The organism is Pseudomonas sp. TE3895, assembly GCF_056278855.1.
In genome coordinates this window covers 244,955-265,368 of the sequence record NZ_JBWBQE010000001.1, presented here as the reverse complement: position 1 = coordinate 265,368, position 20,414 = coordinate 244,955, and the positions used below count along the sequence as shown (strand labels likewise).

General features: G+C 62.6%; 21 protein-coding genes. 8 read left to right on the top strand and 13 right to left on the bottom strand.

All coding sequences use genetic code 11. The annotated features are described in order from the left end of the window. Positions 1 to 11 precede the first annotated feature (11 nt). The 4 genes from ACZ889_RS01200 to ACZ889_RS01185 all read right to left on the bottom strand — a co-directional run bounded on the left by ACZ889_RS01200 (position 12) and on the right by ACZ889_RS01185 (position 2,774). The gene (locus tag ACZ889_RS01200) at positions 12 to 260 is read right to left on the bottom strand and encodes a hypothetical protein (RefSeq protein WP_010955465.1); all 249 of its coding nucleotides are present in this window, start codon (positions 258 to 260) and stop codon (positions 12 to 14) included. Between the two features lie 105 nt (positions 261 to 365). Beyond that, the gene (locus ACZ889_RS01195) at positions 366 to 1,466 is read right to left on the bottom strand and encodes an AGE family epimerase/isomerase (protein ID WP_476257130.1); all 1,101 of its coding nucleotides are present in this window, start codon (positions 1,464 to 1,466) and stop codon (positions 366 to 368) included. 52 nt (positions 1,467 to 1,518) lie between these two features. Next, on the bottom strand, positions 1,519 to 2,154 hold the full coding sequence (locus ACZ889_RS01190) for a TetR family transcriptional regulator (RefSeq protein WP_003249603.1): 636 nt from the start codon (positions 2,152 to 2,154) through the stop codon (positions 1,519 to 1,521). A 122-nt stretch (positions 2,155 to 2,276) separates the two neighbouring features. After that, positions 2,277 to 2,774 (bottom strand): phage infection protein, encoded by a 498-nt coding sequence (locus ACZ889_RS01185; protein ID WP_180689185.1) that lies wholly within the window; start codon positions 2,772 to 2,774, stop codon positions 2,277 to 2,279. Between the two features lie 340 nt (positions 2,775 to 3,114). Between ACZ889_RS01185 and ACZ889_RS01180 the strand changes: the two genes are divergently transcribed. Next, complete coding sequence (locus ACZ889_RS01180) at positions 3,115 to 5,181, top strand: AsmA family protein (RefSeq protein WP_180689186.1); 2,067 nt, start codon at positions 3,115 to 3,117, stop codon at positions 5,179 to 5,181. Positions 5,182 to 5,219: 38 nt separating this feature from the next. On the opposite strand, the gene ACZ889_RS01175 is transcribed toward ACZ889_RS01180, so the two are convergent. Further along, a complete protein-coding gene (locus ACZ889_RS01175; protein ID WP_004576962.1) occupies positions 5,220 to 5,750 on the bottom strand; it encodes a ferritin-like domain-containing protein in 531 nt (176 codons plus the stop codon). A 42-nt stretch (positions 5,751 to 5,792) separates the two neighbouring features. Further along, positions 5,793 to 6,134 (bottom strand): osmotically-inducible lipoprotein OsmE, encoded by a 342-nt coding sequence (gene osmE, locus ACZ889_RS01170; protein ID WP_003249613.1) that lies wholly within the window; start codon positions 6,132 to 6,134, stop codon positions 5,793 to 5,795. A gap of 123 nt (positions 6,135 to 6,257) precedes the next feature. Here osmE and ACZ889_RS01165 point away from each other — a divergent pair, with 123 nt between their 5' ends. After that, positions 6,258 to 7,148, top strand: coding sequence for an esterase/lipase family protein (locus tag ACZ889_RS01165; RefSeq protein WP_180689187.1), 891 nt, complete (start codon positions 6,258 to 6,260; stop codon positions 7,146 to 7,148). Between the two features lies 1 nt (position 7,149). Here the strand turns inward: ACZ889_RS01165 and ACZ889_RS01160 are convergent, their stop codons facing one another. Beyond that, complete coding sequence (locus ACZ889_RS01160) at positions 7,150 to 8,031, bottom strand: DMT family transporter (protein ID WP_010955459.1); 882 nt, start codon at positions 8,029 to 8,031, stop codon at positions 7,150 to 7,152. A 226-nt stretch (positions 8,032 to 8,257) separates the two neighbouring features. Between ACZ889_RS01160 and ACZ889_RS01155 the strand changes: the two genes are divergently transcribed. The 3 genes from ACZ889_RS01155 (at position 8,258) to ACZ889_RS01145 (ending at position 10,474) form a co-directional block, all read left to right on the top strand. Next, positions 8,258 to 9,046 carry an AraC family transcriptional regulator gene (locus ACZ889_RS01155; protein ID WP_014861699.1) on the top strand — a complete coding sequence of 263 codons (789 nt, stop codon included), beginning with the start codon at positions 8,258 to 8,260 and terminating at the stop codon, positions 9,044 to 9,046. Positions 9,047 to 9,109: 63 nt separating this feature from the next. Further along, the gene (locus tag ACZ889_RS01150) at positions 9,110 to 9,397 is read left to right on the top strand and encodes a PsiF family protein (protein WP_014592571.1); all 288 of its coding nucleotides are present in this window, start codon (positions 9,110 to 9,112) and stop codon (positions 9,395 to 9,397) included. 69 nt (positions 9,398 to 9,466) lie between these two features. Next, positions 9,467 to 10,474 carry an AI-2E family transporter gene (locus tag ACZ889_RS01145; RefSeq protein ID WP_014592570.1) on the top strand — a complete coding sequence of 336 codons (1,008 nt, stop codon included), beginning with the start codon at positions 9,467 to 9,469 and terminating at the stop codon, positions 10,472 to 10,474. 502 nt (positions 10,475 to 10,976) lie between these two features. Here the strand turns inward: ACZ889_RS01145 and ACZ889_RS01140 are convergent. Next, positions 10,977 to 12,248: an Hsp70 family protein gene (locus ACZ889_RS01140; RefSeq protein WP_012053839.1), complete on the bottom strand. Its 1,272-nt coding sequence runs from the start codon at positions 12,246 to 12,248 to the stop codon at positions 10,977 to 10,979. A gap of 164 nt (positions 12,249 to 12,412) precedes the next feature. Between ACZ889_RS01140 and cbpA the strand changes: the two genes are divergently transcribed. The 3 genes from cbpA to ACZ889_RS01125 all read left to right on the top strand — a co-directional run bounded on the left by cbpA (position 12,413) and on the right by ACZ889_RS01125 (position 15,309). Next, positions 12,413 to 13,372, top strand: a complete 960-nt coding sequence (cbpA, locus tag ACZ889_RS01135) for a curved DNA-binding protein (RefSeq protein ID WP_476257129.1) — start codon at positions 12,413 to 12,415, stop codon at positions 13,370 to 13,372. Between the two features lie 2 nt (positions 13,373 to 13,374). After that, positions 13,375 to 13,680, top strand: coding sequence for a chaperone modulator CbpM (locus tag ACZ889_RS01130; protein WP_003249630.1), 306 nt, complete (start codon positions 13,375 to 13,377; stop codon positions 13,678 to 13,680). A gap of 274 nt (positions 13,681 to 13,954) precedes the next feature. Beyond that, positions 13,955 to 15,309 (top strand): IS3 family transposase gene (locus ACZ889_RS01125; RefSeq protein ID WP_085983016.1). Its coding sequence is split into 2 segments (ribosomal slippage): positions 13,955 to 14,428 and positions 14,431 to 15,309, totalling 1,353 coding nucleotides; the frame shifts between segments, so codons are not numbered across the junction. A gap of 204 nt (positions 15,310 to 15,513) precedes the next feature. Here ACZ889_RS01125 and ACZ889_RS01120 read toward each other — a convergent pair. The 5 genes from ACZ889_RS01120 to urtB all read right to left on the bottom strand — a co-directional run bounded on the left by ACZ889_RS01120 (position 15,514) and on the right by urtB (position 20,333). Continuing rightward, a complete protein-coding gene (locus ACZ889_RS01120; protein WP_180689190.1) occupies positions 15,514 to 16,029 on the bottom strand; it encodes a GNAT family N-acetyltransferase in 516 nt (171 codons plus the stop codon). A gap of 31 nt (positions 16,030 to 16,060) precedes the next feature. After that, complete coding sequence (gene urtE, locus ACZ889_RS01115; protein WP_003249634.1) at positions 16,061 to 16,759, bottom strand: urea ABC transporter ATP-binding subunit UrtE; 699 nt, start codon at positions 16,757 to 16,759, stop codon at positions 16,061 to 16,063. A gap of 153 nt (positions 16,760 to 16,912) precedes the next feature. Further along, positions 16,913 to 17,770, bottom strand: coding sequence for an urea ABC transporter ATP-binding protein UrtD (gene urtD, locus ACZ889_RS01110; RefSeq protein WP_003249637.1), 858 nt, complete (start codon positions 17,768 to 17,770; stop codon positions 16,913 to 16,915). After that, complete coding sequence (gene urtC, locus ACZ889_RS01105) at positions 17,767 to 18,846, bottom strand: urea ABC transporter permease subunit UrtC (RefSeq protein ID WP_004576470.1); 1,080 nt, start codon at positions 18,844 to 18,846, stop codon at positions 17,767 to 17,769. The genes urtD and urtC overlap by 4 nt, the downstream gene beginning before the upstream one ends. Next, on the bottom strand, positions 18,846 to 20,333 hold the full coding sequence (urtB, locus tag ACZ889_RS01100) for an urea ABC transporter permease subunit UrtB (RefSeq protein WP_476257128.1): 1,488 nt from the start codon (positions 20,331 to 20,333) through the stop codon (positions 18,846 to 18,848). The genes urtC and urtB overlap by 1 nt, the downstream gene beginning before the upstream one ends. Positions 20,334 to 20,414: the final 81 nt, after the last annotated feature.

Here is a 20,414-nt window from a genome sequence, read left to right as displayed (position 1 = left end):
AACCGCATCGCTCAGTTGATATAGCTAAAGCCGGTTCTGCCTTCAGGGATGATGCCTAACGCTTGAAGGACATCGTTGATCGCGTCATGCCGGCCCATGTCCTCGGCCGTTGCTTCGCAATTGATGACACGGCGCAGGCTTAGCAGGTAGCTGAGTTTGCCATGGGAGTGCTCGTCATAGCGGTGGCCGTGATCGATTATCTTCTGTGCCGCTCGGTTGATCTGCTCTTCGACAAATGCCTTGAAGGCTTCTGCTTCCATGTTGGTTACTCCTGAACGTTCGAGAAAGGAGCACCAACATAGGCGTGGGGAGATGCTTCCGGCAGAGGGAAACGCTCACCCCTGACAGGTTCGTTGTATGGACAGTCAGAAATTCGCCTGATTCAGCCCTTCCAGGCAGGTAGCCAAGTGATAAGGCGTGGTCGATGGCATGTCATCCCTGCTCACCGCGCCGTCACCCCCTCGGCACTCATACCAGCCGGCGTCACGCAGGAACCGCGCTGAAAGGGCGCCTAACTGCCCAGCGAGCTTTGCTTCACTGCCTTCACGCAATGTAAGCGCCCGTAGGTACTCGGCCTGCGCCCAGATACGCTGGGAGGCATCAAGCACCCGGCCATCCACATTCAGCATGGCCAGTACTGCCGCATCCTTCACCCCGAACTGCTCGGCAAAGCCGAAGGCCCGATCTATTGACGCATGCAGCGGCGTGTCACGCAGCAGCGGGGAGGTATGCAGTAGATAGAACCACTCGAACTGGTGCCCAGGCTCGAACCAGTTATCCACAGCCCCGCGTGGCTTTTCCAGCATCAGGCCATGGGCCGGTTCAATGAAATGCGCCTCGAGCGCCTGACACAATTGCAGCAGCGACTGGCGGACATGTTCGTCGCCACGCACAGCCATTACTTGCAGGAACGCTTCGGCCAGGTGCATCTGCGGATTCTGCAGCGGGCCACTGCCGAGGTCGGCCCAGTCTTCGCCCAGGCAGGCTTCGTACAGGCCATCGTCACGGGCAAACTGCTGGTCGATGATGTCCAGCGCGGCATTCAACGTGGACTCCACCAGGCTTTCGCGCACTTTGCCCCAGTAGTGCGCGCAGGCAAACACGATGAAGGCGTGGGTATACAGGTCCTTGCGCCGGTCCAGCGGCTTGCCGTGGGCGTCGATGCTGTAGAACCAGCCCCCGTGCTCGGCATCGTGGAAGTGCTTTTGCAGCGAGCGAAACAGGGCTGCGGCACGCTCCGCGGCGCCCGGTTGCCCGATACGGCTGCTGAACAGATACAGCTGGCGTGCACAGGCCATGGCCCGGTAGCGCTGCACCGGCAACGGATGGTGCTGGGCGTCCAGCGCTTCGTACGGCAGGGCCATGTCGGCGTTCCAGCCCGGGCCTTGCCACAGCGGCACGATGCGTTCGGCGAAGTGCTGGTTGAAGCGGGCCAGTTCGGGCAGGGTGGGGCGGGGGTCGGACATTTCGGCGCTCGTCGCTGTCGGGCAGGGCGCCATGGTAGCAGAAGTGGGGTTTTCAGTAGCCTGGGTTGCCGAGCCCCTGCCAATGCCGCGCCCCGACAAAGATGAAGCGCAACTGCTGGGTGATCTTTTCCTGGGGTGTCAGGGCCTGTGGATAACCCGCTTCCGGGTTGTCGATAAGCTCGGGCAGGGTGGCGAACACGGTCTTCACCACCAGGTCGGCCATCACCGCAAGCGCGGCGCTGTCCAGGTGTTGCCAGCGCTTCATCCGTGCAAGGTCGGTGGCAAGGTCGTCGCTGATATCCTGGCGCAGGCGGGCAATGGCCTGGCGCACGGCCTGTGCACCGCCGTATTGCTCGCGGGCCAGGAAGAGGAACTGCGCGCGATGGGCGGCGACCACGTCGAGGAAGATGCGCACCGAAGCGTCGGTGATGCCGCCCAGTTCGAATTCGTTCTGGCGCACCAGGCGGATGGTCTGGCGGAAGGTGGTGTCGATTTCGGCGACAAGGGCCAGGCCCAGAGCGTCCATGTCGGAGAAATGCCGATAGAAGCCGGTCGGCACGATGCCAGCTGTCTTCGCCACTTCGCGCAGGCTGATACTGCCGAAACCACGGCCACTCTCCATGAGCAGGCAGGCGGCATCGAGCAGGGCCTGGCGGGTCTGTAGCTTCTGTTCGGCGCGCGGCAGCATGATGCGGGCTTCTGTAACGGTCAGGCTGGGCACTCTAGATAAAAAAACAAAGCCCGGTCAATGGACCGGGCCTGGAGGGGAGCAAGCGTTGTGACAGAAGTTGTTCTTTTCGGCCATGGCGATCAGCTCACACGGCTGAGTTCAACCAGGCGATCCGAGCCACCTTCGGCAACGCGGCCAGAACGTTCGATCAGGCGATCAGAGCCACCTTCGGCAACACGGCCGGAACGTTCGATCAGGCGATCGGAGCCACCTTCGGCAACGCGGCCAGAACGTTCGATCAGGCGATCGGAGCCACCTTCGGCAACGCGGCCAGTACGTTCGATCAGGCGATCGGAGCCACCTTCGGCAACGCGGCCAGAACGTTCGATCAGGCGATCAGCGCCACCTTCGGCAACACGGCCGGAACGTTCGATCAGGCGATCGGAGCCACCTTCGGCAACACGACCAGAACGTTCGATCAGGCGATCGGAGCCGCCTTCAGCGACGGTTTTCAGCGGCTGGGCGATTTCGGCAGCGCTGGAGCGCGCTTCGGACGTCAGGTGTTGCTCGGACGCCGGCAGGGCGAAAGCGTTGGCGGCCAGAAGGGACAGGGTCAGGGTCAGCAGATGGCGTTTCATGATTTCGGTGCTCCTCTCGGGGGCTGGAAAGTGGGTACGAAGCCAATGCTACGCCGCGTAACGCCAGAGAGAAGTTCATACGGGTAATGGTAACAATCGACCATATTGATAGAGGTTTTCAGGGCGTCTATTCCGGCCATTGCAGCCATGCAGGCAATCCCCTTGCCCGGTTGGCGGTGGGTAACATGTGCAGTCTGGTAAGACAAATTTCTGAGCAAGAGGCCAGGAAAAACTTCGCTATCATGGCGCCACCGATAAAACCTCACGGGTTTTCATCAGTCGGAGTTATTGAGGCCATCGCTGCGCCTGTTTTCTGTCATGCCGCAAGGAGAAATACGCAATGACGCGTCCCGCCAGAATCCTCGTCTGGACCCTCGCCAGCCTGCTTACCGTGCTGGCGATCCTGGTGGTAGTGATTGCCACCTTCGACTGGAACCGCGTCAAGCCACTGCTCAACGAGAAGGTCTCCGAAGCCTTGCATCGGCCCTTCGCGATCAACGGCAACCTCGCCGTGCACTGGCGTACCGAGCCCGAAGAGGGCGGTTGGCGTGCCTGGGTGCCTTGGCCGCACTTCATTGCCGAAGACCTGACGCTGGGCAACCCCGAGTGGCTCAAGGAGCCGAAGATGGTCGGCCTTGAGCGCGTGGAGTTTCGCCTGGCGCCGCTACCGCTGGTGTTCCAGCAGATCAGCATACCCCGCATCAACCTCACCAAGCCCACTGCCAGCCTCACTCGCCTGGCCGATGGCCGCGCCAACTGGGTCTTCGACTTCGGCCCCAAGGATGAAAACGCTGAACCTTCCAACTGGCAGCTGGACATCGGCGCCATCGGCTTTGACCAAGGCAACGTCAGCTTCGACGACCAGACCCTCAAAACCAGCATGAAGGTGCAGATCGACCCGCTTGGCAAACCAATCCCGTTCAGTGAAATTGTCGGCAAGGCCAGCGCCGAGAAGGCCGGCGGTGCGCAGGACTATGCCTTCGGCCTCAAGGCTCAGGGCCGCTACAAAGGCCAGCCAGTGTCCGGCACCGGCAAGATCGGTGGCCTGCTGGCCCTGCAGGACGCCAGCCAGCCGTTCCCGCTGCAGGCCGACGTGCGCATCGCCGACACCCATGTGGTGCTCGCCGGCACCCTCACCGACCCGCGCAACCTTGGTGCCCTCGACCTGCGCCTGCGTTTGTCGGGTGCCAGCCTGGGCAACCTCTACCCATTGACCGGCGTCACCTTGCCTGACACCCCGGCCTATTCCACCGACGGCCGCCTAAGCGCCAACCTGCAGGCGGCGCAAGGGGCGTCGTTCAATTACCAGGGCTTCAACGGCAAGATCGGCGACAGCGATATCCATGGGGACCTGGCCTTCGTTGCCAGCCAGCCACGGCCCAGACTGTCCGGCAACCTGGTATCGAACCAGTTGCTGTTCAAGGACCTGGCGCCGCTGATCGGTGCCGACTCCAATGCCGAACAGAAGGCCCGCGGCGGTGCCAGCAAGCAGCCTGCAGGCAAGGTGCTGCCAGTGGAGGCGTTTCGCACCGAGCGTTGGCGGGCAATGGACGCTGATGTCACCTTTGCTGGCAAGCGCATCGTGCACAGCGCGCAACTGCCGTTCACTGACCTGTCGGCCCATGTGGTTCTGGAAGACGGCCTGTTGCGCCTGGAGCCCCTGCGCTTTGGCGTGGCCGGCGGCAGCCTGGCCTCCAACATCCGCCTGGACGGGCGCAGCGTGCCCTTGCAGGGGCGCGCGACGTTGACTGCACGGGGCTTCAAGCTCAAGCAACTGTTCCCCACCTTTGCGCCAATGCAGACCAGCTTTGGTGAGCTCAATGGCGACGCCGACATCAGCGGCCGTGGCAACTCGGTAGCCGCCTTGCTGGGTACAGCCAATGGCGACTTGCGCATGCTGATCAACGATGGTGCCATCAGCCGCAGCCTGATGGAAATTGCCGGCTTGAACGTGGGCAACTATGTGGTCGGCAAGCTGTTTGGTGATGAGGACGTGAAGATCAACTGTGCGGCGGCCGATGTGGGCATCAAGGATGGCCTTGCGACTACGCGGCTGTTCATCTTCGATACCGAGAACGCGATCATCTACATCGACGGCACGGCGAATTTCGCTTCCGAGCAACTGGATTTGAACATCACCCCGGAATCGAAAGGGCTGCGGTTGTTCTCGTTGCGTTCACCCCTGTATGTGCGCGGACCGTTTGCCAAACCGAACGCCGGTGTGCAGGCATTGCCGCTGGCGTTGCGTGGCGCAGGCATGGTTGCGCTGGGTGTGGTGGCTGGGCCGGCGGCGGGGTTGCTGGCGCTGATTGCGCCCAGCAGCGGGGATGACCCGAACCAGTGCACACCGTTGTTGCAGCAGATGAAGGCAGGCAAGGCGCCGGCAGCGGTGAAAGCGCGGAAATAGCAAGGGGCCGCAAAGCGGCCCCATGAGGGTGTCAGAAATCAAAGGCCTTGCAACAGGTCGGACATATCGTCCGCGTGCTCTTCTTCCTGCGCCAGGATGTCTTCGAAGATACGACGGGTAGTCGGGTCTTTATCCCCGATGTACTGAATGATCTCGCGGTAGCTGTCGATGGCTATCCGCTCTGCCACCAGGTCTTCCAGCACCATCTCTTTCAACGAATTGCCGGCCACGTACTGGGCATGCGAGTGCTTGGTCAGGTTGTCGGGGTTGAAGTCCGGCTCCCCGCCCAGTTGCACGATGCGCTCGGCCAATTTGTCGGCATGTTCGGCTTCCTGGTTGGCATGTTCCAGAAACTCCTCGGCAGCCACACTGGCTTTGATGCCGCTGGCCATGAAGTAGTGGCGTTTGTAGCGCAGCACACAGACCAGCTCGGTGGCCAGCGATTCATTAAGCAGGCGCAGGATCTGTTCACGGTCGGCGTGGTAACCCTCGGTCACTGCGCCTTGCTCCACATGCTGGCGTGCACGCTCGCGCAGGGTTTTCACATCGGTCAGTTCAACATTGCTCATGGTTATCTCCAGCAGGGGTCAGGGTCGGGTCGGAACACAGGCTTACGCGCCATGCAGGGCGTCGCTGTCCTCCTGGCGTTGCTTGCAGGTCTTGAAGCCTTTGGCATCCACATGGCCGGTGGCATCGAAGCGCACGTAATAGGGCTGCTGCTTGCCGTCGTGGTTGAGGATGTAGTCGTTGCAGGTGCCCCCGTGTGGCAGGTCGATCACGCTCGACGGGCTGCCGCCAATGGCGATGACCTTCTGCATGGTCATACCGTTCTCCACCTGCTTGACCAGCGGCTCATCGCGGTAGGTGACGTAATCCACCGGGTTTTCCGGGCGGCTGCCGCAGGCGGCCAGGGTGGCGCTTGCCAGAAGGATTGCCAGGGTCTGCTTGTACATGGTCCCGCTCCTTGCAAAGGGTCTGTGTGGTTTTGAACCACAGCGCGCGCCAGGAGTTCGATTGCGATGGTCATGATGGCCGCTGTAGTGTTGGCCCGTTGTCCACGCAAAGGAGCTGCGGCAATGCAGCAGGATTTGGCCACGCGATACCCGCTGGTGCTGGTACCGGGCATGCTCGGGTTTGTCCGGATGGTGCTCTACCCCTACTGGTTCGGCATTGTGCCGGCCTTGCGCAAGGGCGGGGCGCAGGTGTTTCCGGTGCAGGTTTCGCCGCTGCATTCCAGCGAGGTGCGCGGCGAGCAGTTGCTGGCGATCATCGACGATATCTGCCAACGTACCGGCGTCGACAAGGTCAACCTCATCGGCCACAGCCAGGGCGCCCTGAGCGCGCGTTACGCAGCGGCCAAACGGCCGGGGCGGGTGGCGTCGGTCACCTCGGTGGCGGGGCCCAACCATGGCTCCGAGCTGGCCGACCACCTGGAACGCACGGCACCGGGCCATTCACCCCAGGGGCGCATCCTCAAGGCCGTGCTGCATGGGTTTGCCGTGCTGCTGGTGTGGCTGGAAACCGGCTGGCGTCGTGACCCGCTGCCGGTAGATGTGCACGCCTCGCACCAGTCGCTGACCAGCGCCGGGGTGGCACTGTTCAACCAGGCTTATCCACAGGGCCTGCCGCAAACCTGGGGTGGGGAAGGGGCCTATGAGGTCAATGGCGTCCGCTATTACTCCTGGTCCGGCACCTTGCAACCCGGCCTGACAGACCAGGGGCGCAACCGCTTTGACGGCAGCAGCCGCTTCTGCCGCCTGTTCGCACGCAGTTTCATCAAGGAAAAGGGCGATTGCGACGGCATGGTTGGTCGTTTCAGTTCGCACCTGGGGCAGGTGATCGGCGACGATTACCCGCTCGATCACCTGGACATCGTCAACCAGTCGCTCGGTGCCGTGGGCAAAGGCGCGGAGCCTGTGCGGCTATTCACCGAACATGCCGCCCGGCTCAAGGCGGCGGGGCTTTAGCTCAAGTGCCTTGGCGGCGGATCGGCGTGGTCCAGCGTTCGGCCAGCACTACGCCGGCCAAGGTCAGCAAGCCGCCGACCAGGTGGTAACTGGCCAGTTGCTCGTCGAGCACCACGGCGGCGATCAGCGCAGTGACCAGCGGCAGCAAGTTGAAGAACAGTGTGGTGCGGCTGGGCCCCAGGCGGTGTACGGCCTGCATCCACACCAGTGGCGCGATCATCGAGGCCAGTACGCAGGCATACAGGACCAGGCCGATGTTGTGGCTGTTCAGGCCGGTCTTGTCCGACAGCAAGAACAGCGGCAGCAACACGACGATGGCCACCAGCACCTGCAGGTACAGCAGCTGCATTGGCGGCAGGCGCAGCTGCCATTTCTTTAGCAGGAAGCTGTAGAGCGCGTAGGCCAAGGTTGCCACCAGCATCAACAGGTCGCCGCTGTTCAGCCCTTGCTGTAGCAGGCTGGCGGGGTGGCCGGCACTGACCACTTCAAGCACGCCAAAGAATGACACCACCGCGCCCAGCAGGGCACCGTAGCTCAGGCGCTGGCCCAGCCAGGCGATGGACAGCGCCAGTGACATCAGCGGCATCAGCGAGAGGATGATGCCCATGTTGGTGGCACTGGTGATGCCGGCGGCGAAGTAGGCCAGGCTCTGGTACATCGCCATGCCCAGCACGCCGAGCACGAACACCTTGGCCAGGTGCGGGCGGATGGCTGCACGGTTGCGCCACACGGCGGGCAGCAGGAACGGCGTGAACAGCAAGGCGGCCAGCAGCCAGCGGTAGAAGCCGATCTCCGCAGGGTGGATGGCACCGGCGGACATCTTGGTGACCACGGTGTTGCCGGCCCAGATGAGGATGGCGGTGAGGGGGAACAGGTAGTTCATGCAGCAGGGTACTCGTTGGGGGCTGGATTGGGGCTGCTCTGCAGCCCTTCGCGGGTGAACCCGCTCCTACGGGGGATACACAGGCCTGGAGGCTGGCGCAGATCCTTTGGGAGCGGGCGAGCCCGCGAAGGCCTGCAAGGCAGGCCCTCGATAGGCCTGTATTATCGAATGTCTGTCTACAAGCCTATACTTCTATCCAGACAACCGACCCTGCAAAGCAGACAGCATGCCGCGCAAATACCTCGATATCCCCCAGTTCACCCAACTGCCGGCCCCGGTGTACTTCCGCCACGACGAGTTCGTTGCTGACACCCACAGCGCCGTGCACCAACACGCCTGGGGCCAACTGAACTACACTGCCCACGGCGTAATGCATCTGGATGTGGCCGGCCAGCGCTTCCTGTCGCCGCCGCACTACGCCGTTTGGGTGCCGCCCGACACCGAGCACGGCTGCTACAACCCCCAGGCCATCGTCTACCGTTCCATCTATCTCGACCGCAGCCTGTGCGCAGCGCTGCCATCGCACCCGTGCAGCCTGATGATCAGTGACATCCTCAAGGCCATCCTCGGTGACTTCGCCCGGCGCAATCTGAAGGTGGCCGAGGACGAGCGTGACCAGCGCCTGGTACAGGTACTGCTTGACCAGTTGCTGCTGGCGCCCACCCTGGCCTGCTACCTGCCGTTTGCCCACAGCGATGGCTTGCGCCAGGTGCTCGACGCGCTCAGCGCCGAGCCGGGGGACAACCGCCCGCTGGCCGACTGGGCCGCACGCGTACACGTCAGCGAACGCACCCTGGCCCGCCAGTTTCTGCGCGAGCTGGGCATCAGCTTTGGCGAATGGCGCCTGCGCCTGCGTTTTCTGCGTGCCATCGAAGCGCTGGAAGCCGGCCTGCCGATTCAGGCCATTGCCTTCGACCTTGGCTACAGCAGCGCTTCGGCGTTCATCGCCATGTTCCAGCGCCAGGCCCGGTGTACGCCCGAGCAGTACCGCCGGCAGGCGCGGGCGGGGCGCTGAACATTCTTGGCTACACTCAGCTCGATCCCCGTGCATCGGGCGCGGAGCCAAGGAGACCACTCCATGAAAGTGCTGCAAATCCCGTTACTGGCGCTGGCGGTGTTGTTCAGTGCCCAAGGTTTCGCTGCCAATACCGCGCAGCAGGAAAAGATGAAAACCTGCAACGCCGACGCCACTGCCAAGGCCCTCAAGGGCGATGAACGCAAAGCGTTCATGAGCACCTGCCTGAAAAAGGATGTGCCCCAAACCCAGCAAGAGAAAATGAAGACCTGCAATGCTGACGCCACCACCAAAGCCCTGAAGGGGGATGAGCGCAAGGCCTTCATGAGCGATTGCCTGAAGAAGAAATGACCTGCGCCTATGCCTGCGCCGCCAAGGCTGGCAGACTGCGGCATTCCCGCTGTCTGCCGTCGAGGCTGTATGACCTTTACCCCCCGTCAGATCACCCTGGCCAGCCTGATCATCGTCATGGCTGGGCTGCTGCTGGCTTTGCCCCTGAAGTTGCTGCCCAGCCTGCTGGCCGGTCTGCTGGTGTTCGAACTGGTCAACATGCTGACCCCGCGCCTGCAACCGCTGCTTGCTGGCCAACGCGCGCGCTGGCTGGCCGTGGCGCTGCTCGGCACGCTGGTGGTCAGCACCCTGACACTGCTGATTGCCGGTGCCTTCAGCTTCCTGCTGCACGAGGCGGAAAACCCCGGCGCCTCGTTGGACAAGTTCATGGCCTTGGTCGAGCGAGCCCGCAGCCAGTTGCCCCCTTTCATCGAGGGCTACCTGCCTGCCAGTGCCGCAGAGTTCAAGGTGGCCATCGGCGACTGGATCAAGAGCCACCTGAGCGATTTGCAGCTGGTGGGCAAGGGCATGGCGCACATGTTCGTGACGATGCTCATCGGCATGATCCTCGGCGCCATCATCGCTTTGCAGCGCATTCCCGATATTTCACGGCGCAAGCCCTTGGCGGCGGCGCTGTTCGAACGTCTTAGCCTGCTGGTGAAAGCGTTTCGCAACATCGTGTTCGCGCAAATCAAGATCTCGCTGCTCAACACGATCTTCACCGGCATTTTCCTGGCCGTGGTGATGCCACTGTTCGACGTACACCTGCCGCTGACCAAGACGCTGATCGTGCTGACCTTCCTGCTGGGCTTGCTGCCGGTGATCGGCAACCTGATGTCCAACACCTTGATCACCATCGTCGGCCTGTCGCTGTCGATCTGGGTGGCGGCAGCGGCGCTGGGTTACCTGGTCGTCATCCACAAGATCGAGTACTTCCTCAACGCGCGGATCGTGGGTGGGCAGATCAGTGCCAAGGCGTGGGAATTGCTGCTGGCGATGCTGGTATTCGAGGCGGCGTTCGGGCTGCCTGGTGTCGTGGCGGGGCCCATCTACTATGCCTATCTGAAGAGCGAGCTGAAGCGGGCGGAGCTGGTCTGATCATGTAGTGGCCTGTACCGGCCCTTTCGCGGGTAAACCCGCTCCTACGACGGCCTGCGGCCAATCACCGATGTGTGTCCACCCCCGATCGGGCGTAGGAGCGGGTTTACCCGCGAATACGGTAGCGGCGGCAACGGTGAACGGCGGGTAGAGATTGGCCAGCAGGCCCGGCCTCTTCGCGGGTAAACCCGCTCCTACGACGGCCTATAGCCAATCACCGATGTGTGTCCACCCCCGATCGGGCGTAGGAGCGGGTTTACCCGCGAATACGGTAGCGGCGGCAACGGTGAACGGCGGGTGGAGATTGGCCAGCAGGCCCGGCCTCTTCGCGGGTAAACCCGCTCCTACGACGGCCTATAGCCAATCACCGATGTGTGTCCACCCCTGATCGGTGCGTAGGAGCGGGTTTACCCGCGAATACGGTAGCGGCTGCAACGGTGAAGGACTGGTGGAGATTGGCCAGCAGGCCCGGCCCTTTCGCGGGTACAGGCTAAACGACAAATCAGGCCGCGCCGTAACGCTTGCGCGCCTCGATGGCCAGCCCGCTACCAATGCTGCCAAAGATGTTGCCTTCCACATGCCGCGCATTCGGCAGCATCGCCGAAACACTGTTGCGCAGCGCCGGAATGCCGCTTGAACCACCGGTGAAGAACACCGTATCGACCTGGTCTTCGCTTACCCCAGCCTTGGCCAGCAGCTCGGTCACGCTACCGCGCACGCGCTCCAGCAGGCCTTCGATCGCCTCTTCGAACAGCGCGCGGGTCAGTTCCGCAGTCAGCTCGGGCTCGACGCGCCGCAGGTCGATGTGGCGGCTGTCATGCTCGGTCAGCTCGATCTTGCTGGCTTCTACTTCCATCGCCAGCCAGTGCCCAGCGCGCTGCTCGATCAGTTTGAACAGGCGATCGATGCCGAAGCTGTCCTCGATGTCATAGCGCATGCTACCCAGCGCCAACTGTGATTTCTGCGAATACAAGGCGTTGATGGTGTGCCAGGTGGCCAGGTTGAGGTGGTAGCTGGTCGGCATCAGCGCACCGCTCTTCATGCGGCTGCCGTAGCCAAACAACGGCATCACGCCCTGAAGGCTCAGTTGCTTGTCGAAGTCGGTACCGCCAATGTGCACACCGCCCGTGGCGAGGATGTCGCTTTGGCGCTCGGCGACCAGGTGGCGCTCGGGCGACAGGCGGATCAGGGTGAAGTCCGAGGTACCACCGCCGATGTCGACGATCAGCACCAGCTCTTCGCGGCTGATGCTCGACTCATAGTCGAAGGCTGCGGCAATCGGTTCGTACTGGAACGACACGTCCTTGAAGCCGATTTTGCGCGCCACTTCGGCCAAGGTGTCCTCGGCCTCCTGGTCGGCAGCCGGGTCTTCGTCGACGAAGAACACCGGGCGGCCCAGCACCACCTGGTCGAATTCACGGCCAGCGGCCGCTTCAGCGCGCTTCTTGAGCTCGCCGATGAACATGCCCAGCAGGTCCTTGAACGGCAGGGCGCTGCCCAGCACGCTGGTGTCGTGCTTGATCAGCTTCGAGCCCAGCAGGCTTTTCAGCGAGCGCATCAGGCGGCCTTCGTAGCCTTCCAGGTACTCGTGCAGCGCCAGGCGGCCATACACCGGGCGCCGCTCTTCGATATTGAAGAACACCACCGAGGGCAAGGTGATCTTGCCGTCTTCCAGGGCAATCAGCGACTCGACGCCAGGCCGGTGCCAACCGACCGTGGAGTTGGAGGTGCCAAAGTCGATGCCCAGGGCGCGGGCCGGGGATACGTCAGACATGGGAAATGGGCTTCCGGAGGCAAAACGGCCGCGCAGTGTATGCCAGTTGGCTACAGAATCAAGACCAGTCGTCTGCCTTGAGGCAAACCCAAGTCGGTCTTGAAAGGCTATGCTTGACCCCTATCTTCAGTTGCAACACGCACATTCACATTGGTGATCCACAAATGGACTTCAAAGACTATTACAAGATACTCGGCGTAGAGCCCACTGCGGACGAAAAGGCGATCAAGGCCGCGTACCGCAAACTGGCGCGCAAGTATCACCCCGATGTCAGTAAGGAGCGCGACGCCGAGGAGAAATTCAAGGAGGCCAACGAGGCCTATGAGGTGCTGGGCGACGCGCAGAAACGTGCCGAGTTCGACGAAATCCGCAAGTACGGCGGCCAGCATGGCCGGCCGTTCCAGGCCCCACCGGGTTGGGAAAACCGTGGCGGTGGAGGCGGCTTCGAAGGCGGCGACTTCTCCGACTTCTTCAGCTCGATCTTCGGTGGGCGCAGTGCGGGTGGCAACCCCTTCGGTGGCGCCCGGCAGCAGCAACGCAGTGCCGGCAGGCGGGGGCAGGACGTGGAGCTTGAACTGGCAGTGTTCCTTGAAGAGACCCTGAGCAAGGAGTCCAAGCAGATCAGCTTCCAGGTGCCGCAAACCAATGCCATGGGCCAGCGCACCGGCTTCACCACCAAGACCTTGAACGTGAGGATTCCGGCTGGGGTGACCGACGGCGAGCGCATCCGCCTCAAGGGCCAGGGTGCGCCGGGCAGTGGTGGCGGGGCCAACGGTGACCTGTTCCTGACCATCCGCATGGCACCGCACCCGCTGTTCGATGTCGAAGGTCATGACCTGATCATCACTGTGCCGTTGGCACCGTGGGAGGCGGCCCTGGGCGCCAAGGTGGCGGTTCCGACCCTGGATGGCAAGATCAACCTGACCATCCGTCCTGACAGCCAGAGCGGCCAGCGCCTGCGTGTACCGGGCAAGGGCCTGGCGAACAAGCAGGGAGAGCGCGGCAACCTTTATGCGCAGCTCAAGGTGGTCATGCCGCCTGCGTCGGACGAATCTGCCCGCGAACTCTGGACCAAGCTTTCCGAGAAAGCTGCGTTCAACCCGAGGACACAATGGAGTAAGTGATCATGAGCAGCACCCTGATCGTTCAACTGGACATGCGTACCCTGTGTCAGGAAGCCGATGTCACGGCTGAATGCGTGATCGAAATCGTCGAACATGGCATTGTCGAACCTTCCGGGCGAACGCCGGAGGACTGGCTGTTTGACGATCAGGCGCCGCTGGTGACCAAACGAGCGGTGAAGCTGCACCAGGAGCTGGAACTGGAGTGGGAAGGGGTGGCGCTGGCGCTGGAGCTACTGCAGGAAGTGCAGCAGTTACGCAGTGAGAACAACATGCTGAAGCAGCGGCTGGGCCGGTTTATTCAGATGTAGGTTCCCTTGCCGGCATCTGTGGGAGCGGCCTTGTGTCGCGATGGGCTGTGCAGCAGCCCCAGATCTTTGCTCCACCGCAACATTGCCAGGGCTGCTTTGCAGCCCGCTCGCGACACAAGGCCGCTCCCACAATGGACCGCATTTCAGGTCGGTCCGGCGCCCGGGTTCAACCTTCCGGGCGAACGCCGGAGTACTGGCTGTTTGACGATCAGGCCTTGCCGGTATCTGGACTGCCCCCAAGAAGTTGGACACCAATCCAACCCTTGGGGGATCTATGGGTAAGTACACCGAGCAATTCAAGCTCACAGCGATCACAGCCTACCTGGATGGCAGCAACGGTTTCCGAAAGGTGGCTCAACACTTAGGTATCGATTTCAGCCTGCTTCGACGCTGGGTGGCCAGTTATCAGGCCAATAATGGCATTGGTCCAGGCTCGCATGGGCGGCGCTATACCAGTGATTTCAAACAGCAGGTGCTTAGCTATATGCACGAGCATCGGCTTTCGCTGCGCCAGACCGCTGCCCACTTTGGTCTTGGGCAGTCCTCTCAGATAGGCATTTGGCAGCGGCAGTACTACAGTGGCAGTCCTGCACCCTCTACTGCCATCAAGCCAAGAAAGCCAATCGACGTGTCGAAGAAGATCAAGCCTGCCAAACCCACCGATACCAATGATGATCAGAAGTCTCGAGATCAGCTGATGGCTGAACTTGAGTACCTGCGCATGGAGAATGCTGTCCTAAAGGAGCTCAAGGCTCTGCGCGAGGAAAAGGAACGAACACGCGGGAAAAAGTCCTGATCGTTTCCAAACTCAAGCGCAGATTTCCTTTGCCTGACCTCCTTCAACTGGTCGAGCTGGCGCGCAGCACCTTCTACTACCAGCTCAAAGCTCAGCAGAAGCCAGATCGGCATGCTGAGCTCAAGGCATTGGTGCATCGCGTCTACCACGAGCAGAAAGGGCTTTATGGTTATCGCCGTATCGCACTCGTAATCAGGAAGGAAAAGCGGGTGAACAAGAAGGTCATTGAACGGCTGATGGCTGAGCAGGGATTGAAATCAGTAGTGCGCCCCAAGAAATATCGCTCCTATCGAGGTACCGTCGGTAAAGTGGCAGCGAATGTACTGGAGCGAAATTTTATCGCTCAACGCCCAAACCAAAAGTGGGTGACTGACGTAACCGAGTTCAAAGTAGCTCAACAGAAGCTCTATCTGTCGCCCGTGATGGATTTGTACAACGGCGAAATCGTGGCCTACGAAATGGCCAGCCGCCCGTGCTATAGCCTGGTTGGGAACATGCTTGGCAAAGCGCTCGATTGCCTGGGAGAGAAACCGAAGCTCGTGCTGCATTCGGATCAGGGATGGCATTACCAGCAGGCGCAATACCGCCGTAAGCTAAGCGAATGTGGGGTAAAGCAGAGCATGTCTCGAAAAGGCAATTGCCTGGACAACGCGGCCATGGAAAGCTTCTTCGGCACGCTCAAGTCTGAGTTTTTCTACCTGAAGCGTTTCGAGAGCATTGATGAGCTGAGAGCGGGTCTGGATGAGTACATTCACTACTACAACCATGATCGCATCAAGCTGAGGCTCAATGGCCTGAGCCCTGTGGAGTACAGGGCTCAGGCTGCAGCTTAAAACTGTCCAACTTTTGGGGGGCAGTCCAATCTGTGGGAGCAACTGTCTTGCTCAATTTCTAAAAGCTGGCGCCTTCCCTGTGGGAGCGGCCTTGTGTCGCGATGGGCTGTGCAGCAGCCCCAGATCTTTGCTCCACCGCAAAATTGCCAGGGCTGCTTTGCAGCCCGTTCGCGACACAAGGCCGCTCCCACAATGGACCGCATTTCAGGTTGGTTCGGCGCCCGGGTTCAGCACCAGTTGCATGAAGGTCAGATCAAGCCAGCGGCCAAACTTTACGCCCACCTGCGGCATCTGGCCGGTCACCACGAAGCCCAGCCGCTCATGCAGGCGCACCGACGCTGCATTACCACGCTCGATCGCTGCCACCATCACATGCTTGCCACATCCGCGTGCGCGCTCGACCAGCGCCGCCATCAACACCGGCCCCAGCCCTTTGCCACGCTGGTCACTGCGCACGTACACCGAGTGCTCAACGGTCAGGCGAAAGCCCTCGAAAGGCCGCCAGTCGCCAAACGAGGCATACCCCAGCACGCCGGTTTCATCGACCGCCACCAGAATCGGGTAGCCCTGCTGCGCACGCGCTTCAAACCAGGCCTGGCGGTTGCCGAGGTCCACCGGGGTTTCGTTCCAGATCGACGTGGTGTTGAGCACCGCGTCGTTGTAGATGTCGAGTATGCCTGGCACATCGGTGGGCAGGGCATCGCGGATTTCGTAGCTCATGACAGCGTCTCGCAAGGTCGTTGCTCGCAGATTAAATGGTTACCAGCCCGCGTACACCTTCGGCTTGCATGTTTTCGCCGCGGCCGCGCTGGATGATTTCGCCGCGGGCCATGACCAGGTACTGGTCAGCCAGCGCTTCGGCAAAGTCGTAGAACTGCTCCACCAGCAAAATCGCCATGTCGCCACGCTCGGCCAGGCGGCGGATGACCGCGCCGATTTCCTTGATCACCGACGGCTGGATGCCCTCGGTCGGCTCGTCGAGAATCAGCAGGCGCGGGCGGCTGGCCAGGGCGCGGCCGATGGCCAGCTGTTGCTGCTGGCCGCCAGACAGGTCGCCACCGCGGCGTTGTTTCATCTGCTCCAGCACGGGGAACAGCTCGTAGATGAAGGCTGGTACCTCGCGGGCTTCGCGGGCGGGGAAGCGCGACAGGCCCATCAGCAGGTTTTCCTCGACGGTCAGGCGCGGGAAGATCTCGCGGCCCTGGGGCACGTAGGCGATGCCGGCCTGCACCCGTTGCTGCGGTTTGAACGCGGTGATCGGCTTGCCTTCCCATTCGATGCTGCCGTCGCGGGCGGGCACCAGGCCCATCAGGCAGCGCAGCAAGGTGGTCTTGCCCACGCCGTTGCGGCCCAGCAGGCAGGTCACTTCGCCGACCTTGGCTTCGAAGGACAGGCCGCGCAGGATGTGGCTGCCGCCGTAGTACTGGTGCAGGGTGTCGATCTTGAGCATGTGAGAGTTCCTGAAAGGGATGCTGTGCCTGTGCCGGCCTCTTCGCGGGCAAGCCCGCTCCTACGACGGGAACCGCCCCATGGCATTACGCCCACTGTAGGAGCGGGTTTACCCGCGAAGAGGCCGGCACAGGCGCCAAAAATTCAAATCCGGTCACCGGCCCAGATACACCTCGACCACCCGCTCATCTGCCTGCACCTGCTCCAGCGAGCCTTCCGCCAGCACACTCCCCTGGTGCAGCACGGTCACATGGTCGGCAATGCTGCCGACGAAGCCCATGTCATGCTCCACCACCATCAGCGAATGCTTGCCAGCCAGGCCCTTGAACAGCTCGGCGGTAAATTCGGTCTCGGCATCGGTCATGCCGGCCACCGGTTCATCGAGCAGCAGCAGTTGCGGCTCCTGCACCAGCAGCATGCCGATCTCCAGAAACTGCTTCTGCCCATGGGACAGCAAGCCGGCCTGGCGCTGGGCCAGCGGCAGCAGGCGCAAGGTGGTCAGCACGTCCTCGATGCGCTGGCGCTGGTCACCGCTCAGGCGCGCGGCCAGGCTGGCCCACACCGACTTGTCGGTCTTCAGCGCCAGCTCCAGGTTCTCGAACACGGTCAGCGCTTCGAACACTGTGGGCTTCTGGAACTTGCGGCCAATGCCGGCCTGGGCGATCTGGTACTCGCTCATGCGGGTCAGGTCGAGGGTATCGCCGAAGTAAGCCGTGCCGCTGTCGGGGCGGGTCTTGCCGGTGATTACGTCCATCATCGTGGTCTTGCCGGCACCGTTGGGGCCGATGATGCAGCGCAGCTCGCCCACCCCGATGTACAGGTTCAGCGCGTTGAGCGCCTTGAAACCATCGAAGCTGACGCTGATGTCTTCCAGGCTCAGCACCGTACCGTGGCGGGTATCCAGGCCGGCCTTGCGGCTGTGGCCCAGGCCGATGGCATCGCGCCCGGCGCCGAGGTTGTCGAATACCGGTTCCAGCATGAACTCCGGGTGGACTGGGGGCACGCCTCTCATGGCTGGCTCCTTTTCTTCAACAGGCCGACCACGCCCTTGGGCAGGTACAGGGTAACGAGGATGAACAACGCGCCGAGGAAGAACAGCCAGAACTCGGGGAAGGCCACGGTGAACCAGCTTTTCATACCGTTGACCAGGCCGGCACCGAGCAGCGGGCCGATCAGCGTGCCGCGCCCGCCCAAGGCTACCCAGACGGCGGCTTCGATCGAGTTGGTCGGCGACATCTCGCTGGGGTTGATGATGCCCACCTGCGGCACGTACAGCGCACCGGCCAGGCCACACAGCACGGCGCTCAGTACCCACACCAGCAACTTGAAGCCGCGCGGGTCATAGCCACAGAACATCATGCGGTTTTCAGCGTCACGCACCGCGGTGAGCAGGCGGCCGAACTTGCTGCGGGTCAGGCGCCAGCACAGGTACAGGCTGGCAAGCAGCAGGGCCACGGTCAGCAGGAACAACACCGCGCGGGTGCCCTGGGCTGCAATGTCGAAGCCGAGGATGGTGCGGAAGCTGGTGAAGCCGTTGTTGCCACCGAAGCCGGTTTCGTTGCGGAAGAACAGCAGCATGCCGGCAAAGGTCAGGGCCTGGGTCATGATCGAGAAGTACACGCCTTTGATCCGCGAGCGGAAAGCGAACCAGCCGAACACCAGCGCCAGCAGCCCGGGCGCCAGCACCACCAGGCACAGGGCCCAGGCGAAATGCTGGGTACCGGCCCAGTACCAGGGCAGCTCGGTCCACGACAGGAAGGTCATGAACCCGGGCAGGCCGTCGCCGGCGGCCTGCCGCATCAGGTACATGCCCATGGCATAGCCGCCCAGGGCGAAGAACAGGCCATGGCCCAGTGACAGCAGCCCGGCATAGCCCCAGACCAGGTCCAGGGCCAAGGCGACGATGGCGTAACAAAGAATCTTGCCGACCAGGGTCAGGGTGTAGGCCGACACGTGCAGGGTATGGTCTGCCGGCAGCAGTGAGCACAGTGGCAAAGCCACCAGCAGCAGGACGACGACGGCACCGAGGGTAAGGGTCAGGCGTGGGCCGGCCTTTTGCGTAGCAGTGACAAGCAGTGGCTGGTTCATCAGTCGATTACCCGTCCCTTGAGGGCGAACAGGCCTTGCGGGCGTTTCTGGATGAACAGAATGATCAACGCAAGGATGAGGATCTTGCCGAGTACGGCACCGATCTGCGGCTCCAGCAGCTTGTTGGCGATGCCCAGGCCGAACGCGGCCCAGAGGCTACCGGCCAGTTGCCCGACGCCGCCGAGCACCACCACCAGGAATGAATCGATGATGTAGCTTTGGCCCAGGTCCGGGCCGACATTGCCCACCTGGCTCAAGGCCACGCCACCGAGCCCTGCGATGCCCGAGCCGAGGCCAAAGGCGAGCATGTCGACGCGCCCGGTGGACACGCCGCAGCAGGCGGCCATGTTGCGGTTCTGGGTGACTGCGCGCACGTTCAGGCCCAACCGGGTACGGTTGAGCAGCAGCCAGGTGAGCAGCACCACGGCCAGGGCGAAGCCGATGATGACCAGGCGGTTGTATGGCAGCACCAGGTTGGGCAGCAGCTGGATGCCGCCAGACAGCCAGGCTGGGTTGCTCACCTCGACGTTCTGCGCGCCGAACAGCAGGCGGATGGCCTGGATCAGGATCAGGCTGATGCCCCAGGTGGCCAGCAGGGTTTCCAGTGGCCGGCCGTACAGGTGGCGGATCACCGTGCGCTCCAGCGCCATGCCTACCCCGGCACTGACGGCGAACGCCACCGGCAGGGCAATCAGCGGGTAGAACTCGATGGCGCCTGGGGCGAAGCGCTGCAGCAGTACCTGGACCATGTAGGTGCTGTAGGCGCCGAGCATCAACATCTCGCCATGGGCCATGTTGATCACCCCAAGCAGGCCGAAGGTGATCGCAAGGCCCAGCGCTGCCAGCAGCAGGACCGAACCCAGCGACAGGCCGCTGAAGGCCTGGCCGAGCAGTTCGCCTACCAGCAGTTTGCGCTTGACCTGGGCCAGGCTCGTTTCGGCGGCTGTGCGCACGCCCGGGTCGCGTTCCGCATCGGGCTGCAGCAGGGCTTCGAGGCGGGTGCGGGCCAGCGGGTCGCCGGTTTCACCCAGCAGGCGCACGGCGGCCAGGCGCACTGCGGGCTCGCTGGCGCCCAGTTGCAGGTTGGCCAGGGCCAGGCCGAGGGCGCCCTGTACAGCGGCGTCCGGCTCGGCGGCGAAGCGCCGGTCGAGGAAGGCCATTTGTGCGGGCTGTGCGCTTTTCTGTAATTGCTGGGCCGCGGCCAGGCGGGTGTCGCTGTTGTCGCTGAGCAACTGATGGCTGGCCAGGGCGTTGTCGATCAGGCCGCGCAGGCGGTTGTTCAGGCGCACCTTGCGGGTATCGTCGGCAGCGATGCGGCCTTGGCGCAGGTTTTCCAGCAGCGGCAGGCGCGCGGCATCGGGTTGTGCTGCCCAGCCTTCGAGCAGGCCGGCCTGCTCGGCGGGCTTGGCGGTGAGAAAGAATTCGCCCTCGCTGGCGTGGGTTGCCAGGGGGATTAGCAGGAGAAGGGTGAGCAGGAGTCTGAGCATGCGGGCAATCCTGGAAATCGGTGTTGGATTCTTCGCGGGTGAACCCGCGCCTACACAGGGACGGTGCAAGGTTTGAAACCT